This window comes from Streptomyces sp. NBC_01077, assembly GCF_045162855.1.
Lineage (GTDB): Bacteria > Actinomycetota > Actinomycetes > Streptomycetales > Streptomycetaceae > Streptomyces.
Genome location: NZ_CP108669.1, coordinates 4,738,224 through 4,756,168, shown reverse-complemented (window position 1 = coordinate 4,756,168; position 17,945 = coordinate 4,738,224). Strand labels below are relative to the sequence as shown.

Here is a 17,945-nt window from a genome sequence, read left to right as displayed (position 1 = left end):
CCCACCGTGTCGGTGGGGGCCTCCTTCGCGTCCTTACGGCTCTTTACAGCGTGCCCAGCTTGATCAGGCTCAGCAGTGCCACCAGCTGGATCGCCGACGCGCCCAGTGCCTTCGGCCACGGCAGGTCGTGCGAGCGGCTCACCATGACCGTGAAGAGCGCCCCGGCCGCCAGCCAGGTCAGCCAGCCGATCACCTGGACCAGGCCGTTCTCGCCGCCCAGGAAGAGCGCGAAGACCAGCCGCGGCGCGTCCGTGATCGACATGATCAGCATCGACAGGCCCACCGTCGGCTGCCAGGCCCCGTCGCCGCCCAGCTGGCGCGCCAGCGTGTGCGTCACCGCGCCCAGGATCAGTCCGCCGACGACGAAGCCGAGGGCGGTCATCAGGACGTACGGGATCGCCGTCGACAGGGTCGCGTTGATCGCCTCGTCGCGCGCCTTGTCGAAGCCGAAGATCGCGAGCAGTCCGTACAGGAAGGTGACGATCAGCGCCGGGCCCCAGACGGCGTGGTCCCGCATCCGCAGGAACGTGTCCGCCGGGCGCAGCACGATGCCGCTCAGGAGCGCCTTCCAGGGGAGCCGCGGGCCCGTCGGGACGGGGGCGGCGCCGGTGTGGTGGGTCGCGGCATCGCCGTAGGGGTCGTCGACGCTGAACATCTGGGTGTGGCCCGGGTTGTTCGCCGTCGCCGCGTGCGGGTGCTGCGGCTGGCCGTACGGCTCACCGAAGTACTCCGGCTCCCCGTAGGGCTGCTGCTGATGCCCCTGCTGTCCCTGGCGCCCCTGCTGCCCCTGAGGTGGCTGCTGCCACTGCTGCTGCGGGTACGGCGGCGGAGCCGCGTTGTACCCGTACGGCGCCTGCTGCGGTTGATTGTGCGGGGGGCGGTTGTCCCGGCCGCGTCCGTTCCTGAATCCAGCCACGTCGTCGAACGTACCCGCTTCCGCTGTGCGGGCGCTCCCCGGACCGGTCCTTGCCACTGAGCTGTGACATCCCCTAGGGGGCGGATCGGGGAGGTCCCGGGCTCGGCGGGGCCGTGACACGGTCGGTGGGCAGGCTTGCGGTCGTCGTTACAAATCCGACGTATCACCTCAATGTCGTACTCGTAGCTTCGGAGATGTCAGCGACCCGAGCAAGGAGCTCTTCCGATGCGTGTCACCCGTCGTTCCGCCCGTACCGCCGCCGTCGCCACCGGCGCCGTCGCCGCCCTCCTCCTGCCGGCCGCCGGAGCCTTCGCCGCCGACGGTCCGGACCAGGGGCCGGACCCCGACGCGACGTCGAGCGACCAGTCGGTCCTGTGGCGGAACGTCGACCTCGCCGACGGTTCGCTCGCCAAGGTCTACCAGGACGGCCCGGGCAGCTTCTCCGCCGACATCTACGCGGGCGGGTCCCTGATCGACACCCTCCGCAGCAGCGACGGGAAGCCCGCGTACGGGCAGAACAACGGCCTCCACGTCATCCTCCAGCCCGACGGCACCGTGCGCTCCTGGGTCGAGACCGCCCCCAAGCCGGACCCGACCCCTGCCCCGCAGCCCAAGCCCACCCCCAAGCCCGTCCCGCACCAGAAGAAGAACACCGTGCGGCAGGCCGACGCCAAGGTCACCCTCCCCGACGGGAACGTCGCCCGGCTCTTCAAGAGCAAGAGTTGGCCCCGCGTCGAGCTCACCCAGAAGAACGGCCGCTCCATCGGCTCCCTCGACCTCAGGCACCCGACCGCCGCCCACCACGGCTGGACGTACAGGATCGTCGAGGCCGGCAAGCACCACTACGAGCTCGCCGCCATCGACACGCCCCGGCAGGGTGCCAACAGCTGGGTCTACGACTTCCAGGGCAGGCTCGTCGAGAAGTACGTCGCCCAGAAGGCCTGACGCGACATGACGAAGAGGGCCGCCCCGCGATCTCGCGGGGCGGCCCTCTCTCACGTACCGGGTACTACTTCGCCGGTTCCGGTTCCGGCTCCTCCGCCGGCTCCGGCTCCGGGTCCACCGGGGTCTTCACCGATTCGAGGAGCAGCTGAGCCACGTCCACGACCGTGACGGACTCCTTGGCCTTGCCCTCGTTCTTCTTGCCGTTGACCGAGTCGGTCAGCATGACCAGGCAGAACGGGCAGGCGGTGGAGACGATGTCCGGGTTGAGGGACAGGGCCTCGTCGACGCGCTCGTTGTTGATGCGCTTGCCGATCCGCTCCTCCATCCACATCCGCGCGCCACCGGCGCCGCAGCAGAAGCCCCGCTCCTTGTGGCGGTGCATCTCCTGCTGGCGCAGGCCGGGGACGGCCGACATGATCTCGCGCGGCGGCGTGTAGACCTTGTTGTGACGGCCCAGGTAGCACGGGTCGTGGTAGGTGATCAGACCGTCGACCGGCGTCACCGGGACCAGCTTGCCCTCGTCGATGAGGTGCTGGAGCAGCTGGGTGTGGTGGATGACCTCGTACTCGCCGCCGAGCTGCGGGTACTCGTTGGCGATGGTGTTGAAGCAGTGCGGGCAGGTCGAGACGATCCGCTTCGCCGACTTCGGCTTCTTGGTCGACTCGTCCTCGTCGTCCTCGCCGAACGCCATGTTCAGCATGGCGACGTTCTCCTGGGCGAGCTGCTGGAACAGCGGCTCGTTGCCGAGGCGGCGGGGGGAGTCACCGGTGCACTTCTCGTCGCCGCCCATGATCGCGAACTTGACGCCCGCGATGTTCAGCAGCTCGGCGAAGGCCTTGGTGGTCTTCTTGGCCCGGTCCTCCAGGGCGCCGGCGCAGCCGACCCAGTACAGGTAGTCGTACTCCGAGAGGTCCTCGACGTCCTTGCCGACGATCGGGACCTCGAAGTCGACCTCCTTGGTCCACTCGACGCGCGCCTTCTTGGCGAGACCCCAGGGGTTGCCCTTCTTCTCCAGGTTCTTGAGCATCGTGCCCGCCTCGGACGGGAACGCGCTCTCGATCATCACCTGGTAGCGGCGCATGTCGACGATGTGGTCGATGTGCTCGATGTCGACCGGGCACTGCTCGACGCAGGCGCCGCAGGTGGTGCAGGACCACAGGACGTCCGGGTCGATGACGCCGTTCTCCTCGGCGGTGCCGATGAGGGGGCGCTCGGCCTCGGCGATCGCCGACGCGGGGACGTCCTTGAGCTGCTCCTCGGTGGCCTTCTCGTTGCCCTCCATGTCCTTGCCGCCACCCGCGAGCAGGTACGGCGCCTTGGCGTGCGCGTGGTCGCGCAGCGACATGATGAGGAGCTTGGGGGAGAGGGGCTTGCCGGTGTTCCAGGCGGGGCACTGCGACTGGCAGCGGCCGCACTCGGTGCAGGTGGAGAAGTCGAGGATGCCCTTCCAGGAGAACTGCTCGACCTGGGAGACACCGAACACGGCGTCCTCGGCCGGGTCCTCCCAGTCGATCTCCTTGCCGGCCGTCGTCATCGGCAGGAGCGCGCCGAGGGCAGTCGCACCGTCGGCGTTCCGCTTGAACCAGATGTTCGGGAAGCCGAGGAAGCGGTGCCAGGCGACACCCATGTTGGTGTTGAGCGAGACCGTGATCATCCAGGTGAAGGACGTGACGATCTTGAGCGCCGCGACGAAGTAGGTCAGGTACTGGATCGTGCTCAGGTCCAGGTTGTCCAGGAGCGCGATCAGCGGGTACGAGGCGAAGAAGCCCGGCTCCCAGCTGGTCACGTGGTGCTGGACGCCTTCGAGGGCGCGCAGCGTCATGATGCAGACGCCGACGATCAGGATGACGGCCTCGACGAAGTACGCCTGGCCGGTCTTGGAGCCGGTGAAGCGGGACTTGCGGCCCGCCTTGGTCGGCTTGCTGAGCTGCCGGATCACGATGAGGGTCACGATGCCCAGGACCGTCATCAGGCCGAGGAACTCGGTGAAGATCTCGTACGGCAGCCAGTCACCGATGATCGGGATCAGCCAGTCGGCCTGGAAGAGCTGGCCGAAGGCGTTGACGATCGTCAGGAGCAGCGAGAAGAAGCCCACCGCGACGAACCAGTGCGCGAAGCCGACGATGCCCCAGCGGTTCATCCGGGTGTGGCCGAGGAATTCCTTGACCAGGGTGACGGTGCGCTGGGTGGGGTCGCCTGTGCGGGTGCCGGCGGGCACGGGCTGCCCGAGGCGCACGAACCGGTAGATCTGCACGGTGGCACGACCGAACAGCGCGACGGCCACCACCGTGATGGCGATCGACACGATGATCGCGGCGAGTTGCATGAGGGGCTCCTCGGGCGGGCCTACTAAGCGGTAACTTATGGAGTCCGTGCTGAGATTACCCGTTCGGGGCCCCGTGCTGTAGCGGCGCTCGCGGTGATCTGTGTCGCTCAGGCAAACCTTGCCGCGCGACGCCTGCGGACTGCTGGAAGCGTACGCGCCAGGATCGTCAGATCCATCCCCAGCCAGTGGTGGTCCACGTAGTGGAGGTCGAGCAGCTCCCGCTCCTCCCACGGCAGGTCCGAGCGGCCGCTGATCTGCCACGGGCCGGTGAGCCCGGGGCGTACGGAGAGCCGGCGGCGCCCCTCGCCCGCGCACTCACGGTGGGTCGGGGTCAGCGGACACGGCCCCACCAGCGACATCCGGCCACCGACGACGTGCAGCAGCAGGGGCAGCGCGGCCAGCGGGCTCTTCGTGCGGAAGGTCAGCATCGTGAAGGGCTGCCCCTCCAGGCCCGCCACCGTGCGGCGGCGCAGCACGCCCCGGCCGGGGGTGGCCGAGCCGAGGACGACCGAGAGGGCGACGGCGGCGAGCAGGGGGGACAGCACGACCAGGAGGGCGAGCCCGCCCACGACGTCGAACGTGCGCTTGGCCGTCATTCCCCACACCCTTCCGAGGGACCGAGTGAGAATCATGGGATATTCGTGGGATATGCCTGCTTTGCCCGGCAAGGGGCAACCGGACCTTCTCATGCGGCACCCCGTCCGGTCCGGGATCGACGCGCGCCAGGCTCCGTATGAGCGAGATAAACGGCGAAGAGTTGAGTCGCCCCCGCTCAGGTCTGTTGACTCATCGAGGACCGTCATGCATCCTTGAGTCAGATCCACTCAAGTACGTCAGCTGGAGGAATTGAAATGGCACGTGCGGTCGGCATCGACCTGGGCACGACTAACTCCGTCGTCAGCGTTCTGGAAGGCGGCGAGCCCACCGTCATCACCAACGCCGAGGGCGCCAGGACCACGCCGTCCGTCGTCGCCTTCGCGAAGAACGGCGAGGTGCTCGTCGGCGAGGTGGCCAAGCGTCAGGCCGTCACCAACGTCGACAGGACCATCCGGTCGGTCAAGCGCCACATGGGCACCGACTGGAAGATCGAGATCGACGGCAAGAACTTCAACCCGCAGCAGATGAGCGCCTTCATCCTGCAGAAGCTGAAGCGCGACGCCGAGGCGTACCTGGGCGAGAAGGTCGTTGACGCGGTCATCACCGTTCCGGCGTACTTCAACGACTCCGAGCGTCAGGCCACCAAGGAGGCCGGTGAGATCGCGGGCCTCAACGTCCTGCGCATCGTCAACGAGCCGACCGCGGCCGCCCTGGCGTACGGCCTCGACAAGGACGACCAGACGATCCTCGTCTTCGACCTCGGTGGCGGCACCTTCGACGTGTCCCTCCTGGAGATCGGCGACGGCGTCGTCGAGGTGAAGGCCACCAACGGTGACAACCACCTCGGTGGTGACGACTGGGACCAGCGCGTCGTCGACTACCTGGTGACGCAGTTCCAGAACGGTCACGGCGTGGACCTGGCCAAGGACAAGATGGCTCTCCAGCGTCTCCGCGAGGCCGCGGAGAAGGCGAAGATCGAGCTCTCGTCCTCGACCGAGACCTCCATCAACCTGCCGTACATCACGGCCTCCGCCGAGGGCCCGCTGCACCTGGACGAGAAGCTCACGCGAGCCCAGTTCCAGCAGCTGACCTCGGACCTGCTCGACCGCTGCAAGGTGCCGTTCCACAACGTCATCAAGGACGCGGGCATCAACCTCTCCGAGATCGACCACGTCGTTCTCGTCGGTGGTTCGACCCGTATGCCGGCCGTCGCCGAGCTCGTCAAGGAGCTGACCGGCGGTCAGGACGCCAACAAGGGCGTCAACCCGGACGAGGTCGTCGCCATCGGCGCCGCGCTCCAGGCCGGTGTCCTCAAGGGTGAGGTCAAGGACGTCCTGCTCCTCGACGTGACCCCGCTGTCCCTCGGCATCGAGACCAAGGGAGGGATCATGACCAAGCTCATCGAGCGCAACACCACGATCCCGACCAAGCGGTCCGAGATCTTCACGACGGCCGAGGACAACCAGCCGTCCGTGCAGATCCAGGTCTACCAGGGCGAGCGCGAGATCGCGGCGTACAACAAGAAGCTCGGCATGTTCGAGCTGACCGGTCTGCCGCCGGCCCCGCGTGGTGTCCCGCAGATCGAGGTCGCCTTCGACATCGACGCCAACGGCATCATGCACGTGACCGCGAAGGACCTCGGCACGGGCAAGGAGCAGAAGATGACCGTCACCGGTGGCTCCTCGCTGCCGAAGGACGAGGTCGACCGGATGCGCCAGGAGGCCGAGCAGTACGCGGACGAGGACCACCGTCGCCGCGAGGCCGCCGAGTCCCGCAACCAGGGCGAGCAGCTCGTCTACCAGACGGAGAAGTTCCTCAAGGACAACGAGGACAAGGTCCCCGGTGACGTCAAGGCCGAGGTCGAGGCCGCGCTCGTCGAGCTGAAGGAGAAGCTCAAGGGCGAGGACACCGCGGAGATCCGCACCGCCACCGAGAAGGTCGCGGCCGTCTCCCAGAAGCTCGGCCAGGCGCTGTACGCCGACGCCCAGGGCGCGCAGGCCGCGGGCGGCGACGCCGGTGCCGGCCAGCAGACCCAGGCCGACGACGACGTCGTCGACGCCGAGATCGTCGACGAGGACAAGCCGAAGGGCGGCGCTGCCTGATGTCGGAGGAGACCCCGGGCTTCGAGGAGAAGCCCGACGTCCCCGCCGACGGCACGCCCGAGGAGACCGAGGCCGCCGCTTCCGCCGACAAGGCGGAGGGGGCGGCCCCGGCCGGGGACGCTACGGACGTAGCCCTGCTGGCGCAGCTGGACCAGACCCGTAAGGCGCTCGAAGAGCGCACCGCGGACCTCCAGCGGCTCCAGGCCGAGTACCAGAACTACCGCCGCCGCGTGGAGCGGGACCGGGTCACCGTCAAGGAGATCGCCGTCGCGAGCCTCGTGACCGATCTGCTTCCCGTGCTCGACGACGTCGGCCGGGCCCGGGACCACGGCGAGCTGGTGGGCGGGTTCAAGTCGGTGGCCGAATCGCTGGAGACCGTCGTCGCCAAGATGGGTCTGCAGCAGTTCGGCAAGGAGGGCGAGCCCTTCGACCCGACGATCCACGAGGCCCTGATGCACTCGTATGCGCCGGACGTCACCGAGACGACGTGCGTGGCGATCCTGCAGCCTGGGTACCGGATCGGCGAGCGGACCATCCGGCCCGCCCGCGTGGCCGTGGCCGAGCCCCAGCCGGGCGCGGCAGCGGCCAAGGACGACGCGAAGTCGTCCACTGACGAGGAGAGCGGTGCCCCCGAAGAGGGGTAGCGCGACCCACCCCGGAGCGGTGACACGCCCCGGACCGGTGACAGACCCCGGAGCAGTCCGGAAGGAGGGACGTCGATGAGCACGAAGGACTTCGTCGAGAAGGACTACTACAAGGTTCTCGGCGTCCCCAAGGACGCCACCGAGGCCGAGATCAAGAAGGCGTACCGGAAGCTCGCCCGCGAGAACCACCCGGACGCCAACAAGAACGACGCCAAGGCCGAGGAGCGCTTCAAGGAGATCTCCGAGGCGAACGACATCCTCGGCGACGCCAAGAAGCGCAAGGAGTACGACGAGGCCCGCGCCCTCTTCGGGAACGGCGGCTTCAGGGCCGGCGGTCCCGGGGGCGGCGGCTCGTTCAACTTCGACCTGGGCGACCTCTTCGGAGGCGGCGCCCAGGGCGGGGCCGGCGGCTTCGGCGGCGGCGGTGGCGGCATCGGGGACGTGTTCGGCGGCCTGTTCAACCGCGGCGCCGGTGCGGGCACCCGTACCCAGCCGCGGCGCGGTCAGGACATCGAGTCCGAGGTGACGCTCAGCTTCACCGAGGCCATCGAGGGCGCGACCGTACCGCTGCGGATGTCCAGCCAGCAGCCGTGCACGGCGTGTTCGGGCACCGGCGACAAGAACGGCACCCCCCGGGTGTGCCCGACCTGCGTCGGCACCGGGCAGGTCTCGCGCGGCAGCGGCGGCGGCTTCTCGCTCACCGACCCGTGCGTGGACTGCAAGGGCCGCGGCCTCATCGCCGAGAACCCCTGCGAGGTCTGCAAGGGCAGCGGCCGCGCCAAGTCCTCGCGCACCATGCAGGTCCGCATCCCGGCGGGTGTGAGCGACAACCAGAAGATCCGTCTTCGGGGCAAGGGAGCGCCGGGCGAGCGCGGCGGGCAGAACGGCGATCTGTACGTCGTGGTGCACGTCGACACCCACCCGGTCTTCGGCCGCAAGGACGACAACCTCACCGTCACCGTGCCGGTCTCCTTCACGGAGGCGGCGCTCGGCGGCGAGATCAAGGTGCCGACCCTCGGCGGCCCCGCGGTCACCCTCAAGCTGCCCGCGGGCACTCCGAACGGCCGGACCATGCGCGCCCGGGGCAAGGGCGCGGTCCGCAAGGACGGCACGCGCGGCGACCTGCTCGTGACGGTCGAGGTCGCGGTGCCGAAGGAGCTGGACGACAAGGCACGTGACGCCCTGGAGACCTACCGCGAGGCGACCGCCTCCGAGGACCCGCGGGCGGAGCTGTTCCAGGCCGCGAAGGGAGCGTGACCCGGTGGACGGGCGCCGACGCAATCCGTACGAACTGACCGACGAGTCGCCGGTGTACGTCATCTCGGTGGCGGCCCAGCTCTCGGGTCTGCACCCGCAGACCCTGCGGCAGTACGACCGTCTCGGTCTGGTCTCCCCGGACCGTACGGCCGGCCGCGGCCGGCGCTACTCGGCCCGCGACATCGAGCTGCTCCGTCAGGTGCAGCAGCTGTCGCAGGACGAGGGCATCAACCTGGCCGGGATCAAGCGGATCATCGAACTGGAGAACCAGGTCGCGGCGTTGCAGAGCCGGATCGCGGAGCTGTCGGCGGCCGTCGACGGCGCGGCGGCGGCGATGCGGCAGCGCGAGGCCCAGGTGCACGCCTCGTACCGGCGCGATCTGGTGCCGTACCAGGACGTGCAGCAGGCGAGCGCCCTGGTGGTCTGGCGTCCCAAGCGCGGCGAGTAGTCCCCGAACGCGCGGGGATCAGTCCCCGAACGCCGCGAGTGGTTCTCGAACGCGCGGCGAGCAGTACCTGAACGGACGTGGCCCCCTTCACCCCGTGTGGAGGGGGCTTCGCCGTACCCGGGTCACGGGATGAGTTCGGCCACGATGTCGCCGAGGGTCTCCCACCACGGCGCGGCGCCCGTGCCGAACGCGGCGGCGAGCGCGGTGCCGACGGCCTGGTCGAGCGGGGTGGGGGCGGCGGCCGGGTCCCAGTCGGCGTCGACCCTGCCGTCCCCCGAGGACTCCAGGGTGCCGAGCCGCCGCCCGTCGCGGGTGAGCCGGCTGTCCGCGTGCGAGGAGGGGACGAGGCGGTAGCGGATGCCGTCCACGCGGACGTCCACCCGGTAGGAGCGGCGCAGGAGGCGCGCGCGGGCCGGCGTGACGGCGGCGGGTTCTCCGTCGACCGTCAGCGCGAGCAGCGCGGGCTTGCGGGTCCCTATCGGGGTGTGGGCGTCGGGGCGGGTCCCGGGGGCCCGTACGAGCTCCACGGTGGGCAGCTCGTGCCCGGAGACCCGGAGGGTCCCGGCGGGCCCGTCGAGGTCGATCTGGACGTACACGGTGGTCAGTTGTCTCCCTCGAGGATGCCCGACTGGGCGATCAGGTAGCCGAGTTGGGCCCGGCTGCCGCTGCCGAGGGCGGCGGCGAGTTTGGCGATGTGGGCGCGGCAGGTGCGCACGTTCATGCCGAGACGGCGGGCGATGGCCTCGTCGACATGGCCCTCGACGAGGAGTTTGGCGATGGAACGCTGGACGCCGCCTATGCCGTCCACGGAGGGGCTGTAGGGGATCTCGTCCTCCCACGGCACGCCGTGCAGCCAGAACTGGTCGAAGACGCCGACGAGATACTGGACGAGTCCCTCGTGGCGGAGTTCGAGGGCGACCTGGCGGTCGCTGCGCGCGGGCACGAAGGCGACCTTGCGGTCGACGATGATCAGCCGGTCGACGATCTCTTCGAGGGTGCGCAGTTCCAGCCCGTAGGGTGCGACCCGTTCGACGTAGGCGAGGGTGGCGGGATGGTGCCGTGCCGTGTGCTGGTAGAGCGTCCGCATCCGGACACCGCGGTCGAGCAGCGGCTCCATGCGGCGCAGGGCGGCTTCGAGGGTCTCGGGGCGGCGGCCGCTGCCGGGCTGGATGGTGAGGAGTTCCTCGGTGCACTCGTTGATGGCGCGGTCCAGGGCGGCGTTGATGACGCTGAGGCCTTCGAGGACCGTGATCGCCTGGGCGCCGGAAGGATCCTGCGTGTGGATCGCCATGAACGGCTCGAAAGCGTCCGCGAGGGCCAACGCGTGCTGCCGGCGAACCTGTATCTCCTGCTCGATGGGGTGCACGAGCTGGTTGAGGGCGATCGAGGGCGGCACGGGACGCAGGCACTGGCTGTCGTCCGGGTCCGGGTGCAGGAGGGAGAGTTCCCTCAGGCAGGGGGCCGCTTCGGCGTCGGCGCGGGCTATGCGGCCGGTGCGGAGCGCACTCGCATAGAGCTCCTTGCCCACGTCGCATAGTTCACCGTGACTGTGCTTATGACCGGACTCGTCGCATTCTCGCCTCATTTGCACCCCCCTCAGGGTCATGAATTACAGGAACATGATGCCCGGCTTGGCTGGTGGAAAGGGTCGGGAGTGAGCCATCGTCTTACTCGCGGGGGGGAGGTAGTGATCAAAAGAGGTGGAGATCGGCCATGACCAGGATGGTTCGTGCACTTAGCGCCATAGCCGTTGCGGCGGCTGCTCTCGGCGCACTCGCCGTCGGCGAGCCCTCGTGGGAGAGCACCCCGGCGCATTCCGTGGCGGGGCCGGACGAGCCCTCGTGGGAGAGCACACCGGCGCACGACGTGGTGGCGGCACCCGACGAACCCTCGTGGGAGAGCTCGCCGAGGGACATCGCGCTCCCGGCTTCCGGCGAGCCCTCGTGGGAGTTCGCCACCAAGGGCGCGGGCGCGTGACCGTGCCGCCGGACGACCCCAGGTTCCGCCGGGAGATGGCTTCGGCCTACCGGTCCGGATGGCACTTCGTCGACCTCGCCACGGCAATCCCCCACCGTGGCGACGCGTTGAAGATCACCCTCTTCGGAGAGCCGATCGTCGTGGCACGGGAGCAGGACGAGGATGTCCGCGCCTACCGCTGCCTCCGCCGTCCCCGCGGCGCCCCACAGCCGATCCGCTGTGCCATCCGGTACGGCATGATCTTCGTCAATCTCGACCAGCGGGACCACCAGCTGATCGAGCCCGAGACCATCACCGCCACCCCCCGCAGTGCCTGAGCGATTCCCCCGTCGTTGTAGATCGCTCCGGCACTTCCCCCACACAGCGGCGCCATCGCGGACCTGAAACGCGATGGCGCCGTTGTGCTGCCCGGATTTTCCCGTACGGGGATCATCCGGGCTTTCGCGTACGGGATCAGGCGCGTCCCATCGCCCGGGTGAGGGCGATCTCGATGACGACCCGGTCGGGGTTCTCCGCCGGCGTGCGCCCGTAGCGGTCCGCGTAGCGCGCGACCGCGTCCGCGACGACCTCCGCCTCCGTGCGGATGCGCGCGACGCCCTCCAGGGTGGCCCAGCGCCCCTTGTCGACCTGGCAGACCGCGACCCGCGCGCCGTCCGCGCCCGCCGCCAGGACGTTGGCCACCTTCCGACTGTGCTTGTTGGTGATGACCCGCGCGTACCCGCTCTCGGGGTCGTACGTGACGCCCACCGCGACGACGTGCGGGGTGCCGTCGGGGCGCGGGGTGGTCAGGGTGCTCATGTGGTACTCGCGCCAGAAGCTGAGGTACGAGTCGGAGGGGTTCCTCGGGTCGGTCGCCATGCACGGAAACTACCCGGCGCAGGAGTCCCGGCGGTACCTTGAGCGCACTGGACTCAACTTTGTGTACTCTGGAGGGGTCATAAAGGGAGAGGACCCACTGAAACCCCAGGAGGAGCACCGCACGTGGACGCCGAACTGACCAACCGGAGCCGGGACGCGATCAACGCGGCCAGCAGCAGCGCCGTGTCCGAAGGGCACGCCGACCTGACCCCCGCCCACCTTCTGCTCGCGCTGCTGACCGGTCAGGACAACGAGAACATCACCGACCTGCTCGCCGCCGTCGAGGCCGACCAGGCGGTCGTGCGCGCCGGCGCGGAGCGGCTGCTCGCCGCCCTGCCGAGCGTCACCGGGTCCACGGTCGCGCCCCCGCAGCCCAGCCGGGACTTCCTCGCGGTCATCGCCGACGCCGACCGGCGGGCGAAGGAGCTCGGCGACGACTTCCTCTCCACCGAGCACCTCCTCATCGGGATCGCGGCCAAGGGCGGCCAGGCCGGTGAGATCCTCGACGCGCAGGGCGCGAGCGCATCGAAGCTGCTCGACGCCTTCGAGAAGAGCAGGGGAGGACGCCGGGTGACCACACCCGACCCGGAGGGGCAGTACAAGGCGCTGGAGAAGTTCGGTACGGACTTCACCGCCGCCGCGCGCGAGGGCAAGCTGGACCCGGTCATCGGCCGCGACCACGAGATCCGCCGCGTCGTGCAGGTGCTGTCCCGCCGCACCAAGAACAACCCGGTCCTCATCGGTGAGCCCGGCGTCGGCAAGACCGCCGTCGTCGAGGGCCTCGCCCAGCGGATCGTGAAGGGCGACGTACCCGAGTCGCTGAGGAACAAGCGACTGGTCTCGCTCGACCTCGGCGCGATGGTCGCCGGAGCCAAGTACCGCGGCGAGTTCGAGGAACGCCTCAAGACCGTCCTCTCCGAGATCAAGGCGAGCGACGGCCAGATCATCACCTTCATCGACGAGCTGCACACGGTCGTCGGCGCGGGCGCCGGCGGCGACTCCGCCATGGACGCGGGCAACATGCTCAAGCCCATGCTGGCCCGCGGTGAGCTGCGCATGGTCGGCGCGACCACCCTCGACGAGTACCGCGAGCGGATCGAGAAGGACCCCGCCCTGGAGCGCCGTTTCCAGCAGGTCCTGGTCGCCGAGCCGAGCGTCGAGGACACCATCGCGATCCTCCGCGGCCTCAAGGGCCGGTACGAGGCCCACCACAAGGTGCAGATCAACGACTCCGCCCTGGTGGCCGCCGCGACCCTCTCCGACCGGTACATCACCTCCCGCTTCCTCCCCGACAAGGCCATCGACCTCGTCGACGAGGCCGCCTCCCGGCTCCGCATGGAGATCGACTCCTCGCCCGTCGAGATCGACGAGCTCCAGCGCTCCGTGGACCGGCTCCGCATGGAGGAGCTGGCCCTCAAGAACGAGACGGACGCGGCGAGCAAGCAGCGCCTGGAGAAGCTGCGGCGCGACCTCGCCGACCGCGAGGAGGAGCTGCGCGGCCTGACCGCCCGCTGGGAGAAGGAGAAGCAGTCCCTCAACCGGGTCGGCGAGCTGAAGGAGCGTCTCGACGAGGCCCGCGGCCGCGCCGAGCGGGCGCAGCGCGACGGCGACTTCGACACCGCCTCCAAGCTGCTCTACGGGGAGATCCCGGCCCTGGAGCGGGAGCTGGAGGAGGCGAGCGAGGCCGAGGCCCAGCAGGAGTCCAGCAAGGACACCATGGTCAAGGAGGAGGTCGGCCCGGACGACATCGCGGACGTGGTCGGCGCCTGGACCGGTATCCCCGCCGGGCGCCTCCTGGAGGGCGAGACGCAGAAGCTGCTGCGCATGGAGGACGAGCTCGGCCGGCGGCTGATCGGCCAGTCCGAGGCCGTCCAGGCCGTCTCCGACGCCGTGCGCCGCACCCGCGCGGGCATCGCCGACCCCGACCGCCCCACCGGCTCCTTCCTCTTCCTCGGCCCCACGGGTGTCGGCAAGACGGAGCTGGCGAAGGCGCTCGCGGACTTCCTCTTCGACGACGAGCGGGCCATGATCCGCATCGACATGTCGGAGTACGGCGAGAAGCACAGCGTCGCCCGGCTGGTAGGCGCGCCTCCCGGCTACGTCGGGTACGAGGAGGGCGGCCAGCTCACGGAGGCGGTCCGCCGCCGCCCGTACAGCGTGGTCCTGCTCGACGAGGTGGAGAAGGCGCACCCGGAGGTCTTCGACGTCCTGCTCCAGGTCCTGGACGACGGACGTCTGACCGACGGGCAGGGGCGGACGGTGGACTTCCGCAACACCATCCTGATCCTCACGTCGAACCTGGGCAGCCAGTACCTGGTCGACCCCCTGACCTCGGAGGACGTGAAGAAGCAGCAGGTCATGGACGTCGTCCGGGCGAGTTTCAAGCCGGAGTTCCTCAACCGGCTCGACGACCTGGTGGTCTTCTCCGCCCTCGACCGGGCCGAGCTGGGCCGGATCGCCCGGCTCCAGATCGACCGGCTCGCCAAGCGGCTCGCCGAGCGGCGTCTCACCCTGGACGTCACCCCGGACGCCCTGGAGTGGCTCGCCGAGGAGGGCAACGACCCGGCGTACGGCGCCCGGCCGCTGCGCCGTCTCATCCAGACGGCGATCGGCGACCGGCTCGCCAAGGAGATCCTCGCGGGCGAGGTCCAGGACGGCGACACGGTCCGCGTGGACCGCTTCGAGGACGGCCTGATCGTCGGGGCGGCGCGGTAGCTCAGGTGTCGAAGGCCTGCACACGTACGAGGGCGGTGTCGCCGTCCTCGTACGTGACCCGCAGGTGCACGTAGAGCATCTCGTCGAACGACACGTCCACGCACCGGTCCTGCTCGCAGGAGAACGAGGGCTTTCCTGTCGGATAGGTCGCTTCCAGCCACCCCCCGATCTCGGAGCGTGGCATCCGGAACTCGGCCGTGGCCTGGGTGTCCTGCCAGTGGGCGGCCGTGCAGCGGGCGTCCTCGGCGCTCACCGGGAGGCTGCCCCGCGCGAAGGTCATCACCTCGGCGCAGTCGACCTGTTTCGACTCACCGATCTCGCTCCAGGCCATCGCGCCCCAGGCCAGCAGGGCCATCGGCCCTCCGCAGAACAGCGTCACCGCCACCGAGACCCACACCCAGGTCCACGTGCGCGGCTTCACCGGTCCGGTGTTCTTCGCCGTTTTCTCCCCCATGAGGACCAGATCTTGTCAGCCCGCAGCGGATCGCGGGAGGTGGGACTTGCCACGTACCGCCCGGCATGGGGGAGGATGGCGAGCATCCGTACGAAGGGAAATACACGGTGAGCATCGACCCGTCCTCGATTCCGAATTTCGGGGGCCAGCCCCAGCCTCAGGCCGCAGGACCGGCGGGCCCCGTCGTCCCCGACCAGGACCTCGTCAAGCAGCTCCTCGAGCAGATGGAGCTGAAGTACGTCGTCGACGACGAGGGTGACCTCGCGGCGCCGTGGGAGGAATTCCGCACGTACTTCATGTTCCGCGGCGAGGACGAGCAGCAGGTCTTCTCGGTGCGGACGTTCTACGACCGCCCGCACTCCGCCGACGACCGTGCCAAGGTCCTCGACGCGATCGACGACTGGAACCGCCGCACCCTGTGGCCCAAGGTCTACACGCACCTGCACGAGGAGGAGGACGGCTCCGCCACCCTCCGCCTCATCGGTGAGGCCCAGATGCTGATCGGCACCGGCGTCGCCCTGGAGCACTTCGTGTCCTCCACGGTCAGCTGGGTCCGCGCCTCCATCGAGTTCGACAAGTGGATCGTCGAGCAGTTCGGGCTGGAGACCCCCGAGGAGAAGGCGGGCGACGAGGAGGCCTGAGCCTCCTTCGCCCCCAGCCCGCAGCACGACGAAGCCCGGTCGGGAGCCGTGATCCTTGTGGTCACGGCCCCGGCCGGGCTTTCGTGCGTCCGGGGGATCCGCCTCAGGCCAGGCGCTTGAGCCGGGAGACGGCCTCCTCCAGGACCTCGGTCTTCTTGCAGAAGGCGAAGCGGACGAAGGGGGCGCCCGCCTCGCGGTGGTCGTAGAAGACGGCGTTGGGGATGGCGACGACCCCGGCGCGTTCCGGCAGGGAGCGGCAGAAGGCGAAGCCGTCCTCGGCGCCGAGGGGGCGGATGTCGGTGGTGACGAAGTAGGTGCCCGCCGGGCGGTAGACCTCGAAGCCTGCCTGCGCGAGGCCCTCGCTCAGCAGGTCCCGTTTGGCCGCTAGCTCCGCGCGGAGGGTGTCGAAGTACGCGGCGGGGAGGCGGAGCGCCTCGGCGATCGCGTACTGGAACGGGCCGGAGGACACGTACGTGAGGAACTGCTTGGCCGAGCGGACCGCGGCGGTCAGCTCGGGGCTCGCGGTGATCCAGCCGACCTTCCAGCCGGTCAGCGAGAACGTCTTGCCGGCGGAGCCGATGGTGACCGTGCGGTCCCGCATCCCCGGCAGGCTCGCGATCGGCACGTGCTCGGCTCCGTCGAAGACCAGGTGCTCGTACACCTCGTCGGTGACGACGAGCAGGTCCCGCTCGATCGCGAGCTCGGCGACGGCGGTCAGCTCGTCCCGGGTGAGGACCGTGCCGGTGGGGTTGTGCGGGGTGTTGAGGAGGATCAGCCGGGTCCGGTCGGTGACGGCGGCGCGCAGTTCGTCGAGGTCGAGGACGTAGCTCCCCTCGTGGGGGCGGAGGGTGACGGGGACCCTGGTCCCGCCGGCCATCGCGACACAGGCGGCGTACGAGTCGTAGTACGGCTCCAGGGCGATCACCTCGTCGCCCGGCTCGACCAGGGCGAGCAGCGCCGCTGCGATCGCCTCGGTGGCGCCCGCGGTGACGAGCACCTCCGTGTCCGGGTCGTACGTGAGGCCGTACCGTTCCCGCTGGTGGTCGGCGATCGCCGACCGCAGCTCGGGGACGCCGGGGCCGGGCGGGTACTGGTTGCCGCGGCCGTCCCGGACCGCGCGGACCGCGGCCTCCCGGATCTCCTCGGGGCCGTCGGTGTCGGGGAAGCCCTGGCCGAGGTTGATCGACCCGGTCCTGGCGGCGAGTGCGGACATCTCGGCGAAGATCGTCGTCCCGAACTCGGCGAGGCGGCGGTTGAGCAGCGGTCGTGTCATGACTGCCATCCTGCGGCGAAGCTCTGGAGTTCCTCAAGTGCGCTTTGGCGAGAGGGGGGAACGGGGATCGCCCTGGCATGAGCATCACATTCATCATCTTCGGGATCGCGGTCGTGATCGCGATCGGGGTGGCGATCCTCGCGTGGGGGCTGAGGGACGCCCCGCGCGGCTCGGGCGGCGGTGACAGCTGGTGGGCCGGCTCGACGGGATCGACCTCCTCGTCGTCCACCTCGTCCGCCTCCTCCTGCTCGTCGTCCTCGTCGCCCTCGTCCTGCTCCAGCTCCTCGTGTTCGAGCTCGTCCTGCTCCTCTTCGAGCTGCTCCAGCTCCTCCTCGTGCAGCTGAAGCTCTGGAATCGCTCAAGTCGTCTTTGGGGGAGAGCCGCAGAGGGCATCTCCCTCGCACAGAAGAACGGGGGTAGTACAGATGGAACCTTTCATCGTCTTCATCGGGGCGGCCATCCTCATCGGCCTGGTCTCCGTCGTCCGCCGCGGCACCGGCCACGCCGGCCGGCGTGGTGGCCGGAGGAAGGGCCGTAGCTCGGACGGCAGCGGCGGCAGCATCACCTGGGCCGACGGCGGCGGGGGGAGCAGCTGTGGTGGGGGCTCCAGCTCCTGCGGCGGCTCCTCCAGCTGCGGTGGTGGCGGGGGCGGCTGCGGCGGCGGCAGCTGAGCGAAGGTCGGCTGCGCAGGCGCGTGGCACGTGACGTCGGCAATCGGCGCGGACATGGCGATCGATTCTGATTGAACAATTGAACTGTTGGGTCCCCGAAGGGGTTGGAAAACACAGCAAG

Annotated in this window: 19 protein-coding genes; 11 read left to right on the top strand and 8 right to left on the bottom strand. The window is 69.6% G+C overall.

Annotation, left to right across the window (positions count from 1 at the left end; genetic code table 11):
- Positions 1-43 precede the first annotated feature (43 nt).
- Entirely contained in the window at positions 44-916 is an 873-nt protein-coding gene (locus tag OG462_RS21260) for a Yip1 family protein (protein WP_406059759.1), read from the bottom strand.
- 225 nt (positions 917-1,141) lie between these two features.
- On the opposite strand from OG462_RS21260, the gene OG462_RS21255 reads away from it, so the two are divergent.
- Entirely contained in the window at positions 1,142-1,861 is a 720-nt protein-coding gene (locus OG462_RS21255; protein ID WP_406059757.1) for a hypothetical protein, read from the top strand.
- Positions 1,862-1,925: 64 nt separating this feature from the next.
- Here OG462_RS21255 and OG462_RS21250 read toward each other — a convergent pair whose 3' ends face one another.
- Both OG462_RS21250 and OG462_RS21245 read right to left on the bottom strand, forming a co-directional pair.
- Entirely contained in the window at positions 1,926-4,187 is a 2,262-nt protein-coding gene (locus OG462_RS21250; RefSeq protein WP_406059756.1) for a (Fe-S)-binding protein, read from the bottom strand.
- A 107-nt stretch (positions 4,188-4,294) separates the two neighbouring features.
- Entirely contained in the window at positions 4,295-4,783 is a 489-nt protein-coding gene (locus OG462_RS21245) for a sugar transferase (protein ID WP_406059754.1), read from the bottom strand.
- A 255-nt stretch (positions 4,784-5,038) separates the two neighbouring features.
- On the opposite strand from OG462_RS21245, the gene dnaK reads away from it, so the two are divergent.
- From dnaK to OG462_RS21225, 4 genes are all read left to right on the top strand, one after another.
- Positions 5,039-6,886 (top strand): molecular chaperone DnaK, encoded by a 1,848-nt coding sequence (gene dnaK / locus OG462_RS21240; protein WP_406059753.1) that lies wholly within the window; start codon positions 5,039-5,041, stop codon positions 6,884-6,886.
- Entirely contained in the window at positions 6,886-7,530 is a 645-nt protein-coding gene (grpE, locus tag OG462_RS21235; RefSeq protein WP_406059751.1) for a nucleotide exchange factor GrpE, read from the top strand. The genes dnaK and grpE overlap by 1 nt, the downstream gene beginning before the upstream one ends.
- A 75-nt stretch (positions 7,531-7,605) precedes the next feature.
- Positions 7,606-8,787 carry a molecular chaperone DnaJ gene (dnaJ, locus tag OG462_RS21230; RefSeq protein ID WP_406059749.1) on the top strand — a complete coding sequence of 394 codons (1,182 nt, stop codon included), beginning with the start codon at positions 7,606-7,608 and terminating at the stop codon, positions 8,785-8,787.
- A gap of 4 nt (positions 8,788-8,791) precedes the next feature.
- On the top strand, positions 8,792-9,235 hold the full coding sequence (locus OG462_RS21225; protein ID WP_015034631.1) for a heat shock protein transcriptional repressor HspR: 444 nt from the start codon (positions 8,792-8,794) through the stop codon (positions 9,233-9,235).
- A 122-nt stretch (positions 9,236-9,357) separates the two neighbouring features.
- Here the strand turns inward: OG462_RS21225 and OG462_RS21220 are convergent, their stop codons facing one another.
- Positions 9,358-9,831, bottom strand: a complete 474-nt coding sequence (locus OG462_RS21220; RefSeq protein ID WP_406059747.1) for a hypothetical protein — start codon at positions 9,829-9,831, stop codon at positions 9,358-9,360.
- A 5-nt stretch (positions 9,832-9,836) separates the two neighbouring features.
- A complete protein-coding gene (locus OG462_RS21215) occupies positions 9,837-10,841 on the bottom strand; it encodes a helix-turn-helix transcriptional regulator (RefSeq protein WP_355956823.1) in 1,005 nt (334 codons plus the stop codon).
- A 107-nt stretch (positions 10,842-10,948) separates the two neighbouring features.
- Here OG462_RS21215 and OG462_RS21210 point away from each other — a divergent pair, with 107 nt between their 5' ends.
- Complete coding sequence (locus OG462_RS21210; protein ID WP_406059746.1) at positions 10,949-11,212, top strand: hypothetical protein; 264 nt, start codon at positions 10,949-10,951, stop codon at positions 11,210-11,212.
- Positions 11,209-11,529 carry a hypothetical protein gene (locus OG462_RS21205; RefSeq protein WP_030323603.1) on the top strand — a complete coding sequence of 107 codons (321 nt, stop codon included), beginning with the start codon at positions 11,209-11,211 and terminating at the stop codon, positions 11,527-11,529. Before OG462_RS21210 ends, OG462_RS21205 begins: the two co-directional genes overlap by 4 nt.
- 136 nt (positions 11,530-11,665) lie before the next feature.
- Here the strand turns inward: OG462_RS21205 and OG462_RS21200 are convergent, their stop codons facing one another.
- On the bottom strand, positions 11,666-12,070 hold the full coding sequence (locus tag OG462_RS21200) for a pyridoxamine 5'-phosphate oxidase family protein (protein WP_406059744.1): 405 nt from the start codon (positions 12,068-12,070) through the stop codon (positions 11,666-11,668).
- A gap of 123 nt (positions 12,071-12,193) precedes the next feature.
- Between OG462_RS21200 and clpB the strand changes: the two genes are divergently transcribed.
- Positions 12,194-14,785: an ATP-dependent chaperone ClpB gene (gene clpB, locus OG462_RS21195; RefSeq protein ID WP_406059742.1), complete on the top strand. Its 2,592-nt coding sequence runs from the start codon at positions 12,194-12,196 to the stop codon at positions 14,783-14,785.
- Position 14,786: 1 nt separating this feature from the next.
- Here the strand turns inward: clpB and OG462_RS21190 are convergent, their stop codons facing one another.
- A complete protein-coding gene (locus OG462_RS21190) occupies positions 14,787-15,239 on the bottom strand; it encodes a hypothetical protein (RefSeq protein WP_406059740.1) in 453 nt (150 codons plus the stop codon).
- Positions 15,240-15,346: 107 nt separating this feature from the next.
- On the opposite strand from OG462_RS21190, the gene OG462_RS21185 reads away from it, so the two are divergent.
- Positions 15,347-15,880 carry a YbjN domain-containing protein gene (locus OG462_RS21185; RefSeq protein WP_406059738.1) on the top strand — a complete coding sequence of 178 codons (534 nt, stop codon included), beginning with the start codon at positions 15,347-15,349 and terminating at the stop codon, positions 15,878-15,880.
- A gap of 103 nt (positions 15,881-15,983) precedes the next feature.
- Here OG462_RS21185 and OG462_RS21180 read toward each other — a convergent pair whose 3' ends face one another.
- The gene (locus tag OG462_RS21180) at positions 15,984-17,162 is read right to left on the bottom strand and encodes a pyridoxal phosphate-dependent aminotransferase (RefSeq protein WP_406059736.1); all 1,179 of its coding nucleotides are present in this window, start codon (positions 17,160-17,162) and stop codon (positions 15,984-15,986) included.
- Between the two features lie 68 nt (positions 17,163-17,230).
- On the opposite strand from OG462_RS21180, the gene OG462_RS21175 reads away from it, so the two are divergent.
- Both OG462_RS21175 and OG462_RS21170 read left to right on the top strand, forming a co-directional pair.
- Positions 17,231-17,497 carry a hypothetical protein gene (locus tag OG462_RS21175; RefSeq protein WP_406059734.1) on the top strand — a complete coding sequence of 89 codons (267 nt, stop codon included), beginning with the start codon at positions 17,231-17,233 and terminating at the stop codon, positions 17,495-17,497.
- Between the two features lie 81 nt (positions 17,498-17,578).
- Positions 17,579-17,824 (top strand): hypothetical protein, encoded by a 246-nt coding sequence (locus OG462_RS21170; RefSeq protein ID WP_406059733.1) that lies wholly within the window; start codon positions 17,579-17,581, stop codon positions 17,822-17,824.
- Positions 17,825-17,945: the final 121 nt, after the last annotated feature.

Excerpts from the sequence above, each read along its gene's own strand:
- OG462_RS21255 (WP_406059757.1), top strand. The coding sequence starts at position 1,142 with ATGCGTGTCACCCGTCGTTCCGCCCGTACCGCCGCCGTCGCCACCGGC.
- OG462_RS21250 (WP_406059756.1), bottom strand. The coding sequence starts at position 4,187 with ATGCAACTCGCCGCGATCATCGTGTCGATCGCCATCACGGTGGTGGCC.
- OG462_RS21245 (WP_406059754.1), bottom strand. The coding sequence starts at position 4,783 with ATGACGGCCAAGCGCACGTTCGACGTCGTGGGCGGGCTCGCCCTCCTG.
- dnaK (WP_406059753.1), top strand. The coding sequence starts at position 5,039 with ATGGCACGTGCGGTCGGCATCGACCTGGGCACGACTAACTCCGTCGTC.
- grpE (WP_406059751.1), top strand. The coding sequence starts at position 6,886 with ATGTCGGAGGAGACCCCGGGCTTCGAGGAGAAGCCCGACGTCCCCGCC.
- dnaJ (WP_406059749.1), top strand. The coding sequence starts at position 7,606 with ATGAGCACGAAGGACTTCGTCGAGAAGGACTACTACAAGGTTCTCGGC.
- OG462_RS21215 (WP_355956823.1), bottom strand. The coding sequence starts at position 10,841 with ATGACCCTGAGGGGGGTGCAAATGAGGCGAGAATGCGACGAGTCCGGT.
- OG462_RS21210 (WP_406059746.1), top strand. The coding sequence starts at position 10,949 with ATGACCAGGATGGTTCGTGCACTTAGCGCCATAGCCGTTGCGGCGGCT.
- OG462_RS21200 (WP_406059744.1), bottom strand. The coding sequence starts at position 12,070 with ATGGCGACCGACCCGAGGAACCCCTCCGACTCGTACCTCAGCTTCTGG.
- OG462_RS21190 (WP_406059740.1), bottom strand. The coding sequence starts at position 15,239 with ATGGGGGAGAAAACGGCGAAGAACACCGGACCGGTGAAGCCGCGCACG.
- OG462_RS21180 (WP_406059736.1), bottom strand. The coding sequence starts at position 17,162 with ATGGCAGTCATGACACGACCGCTGCTCAACCGCCGCCTCGCCGAGTTC.
- OG462_RS21175 (WP_406059734.1), top strand. The coding sequence starts at position 17,231 with ATGAGCATCACATTCATCATCTTCGGGATCGCGGTCGTGATCGCGATC.
- OG462_RS21170 (WP_406059733.1), top strand. The coding sequence starts at position 17,579 with ATGGAACCTTTCATCGTCTTCATCGGGGCGGCCATCCTCATCGGCCTG.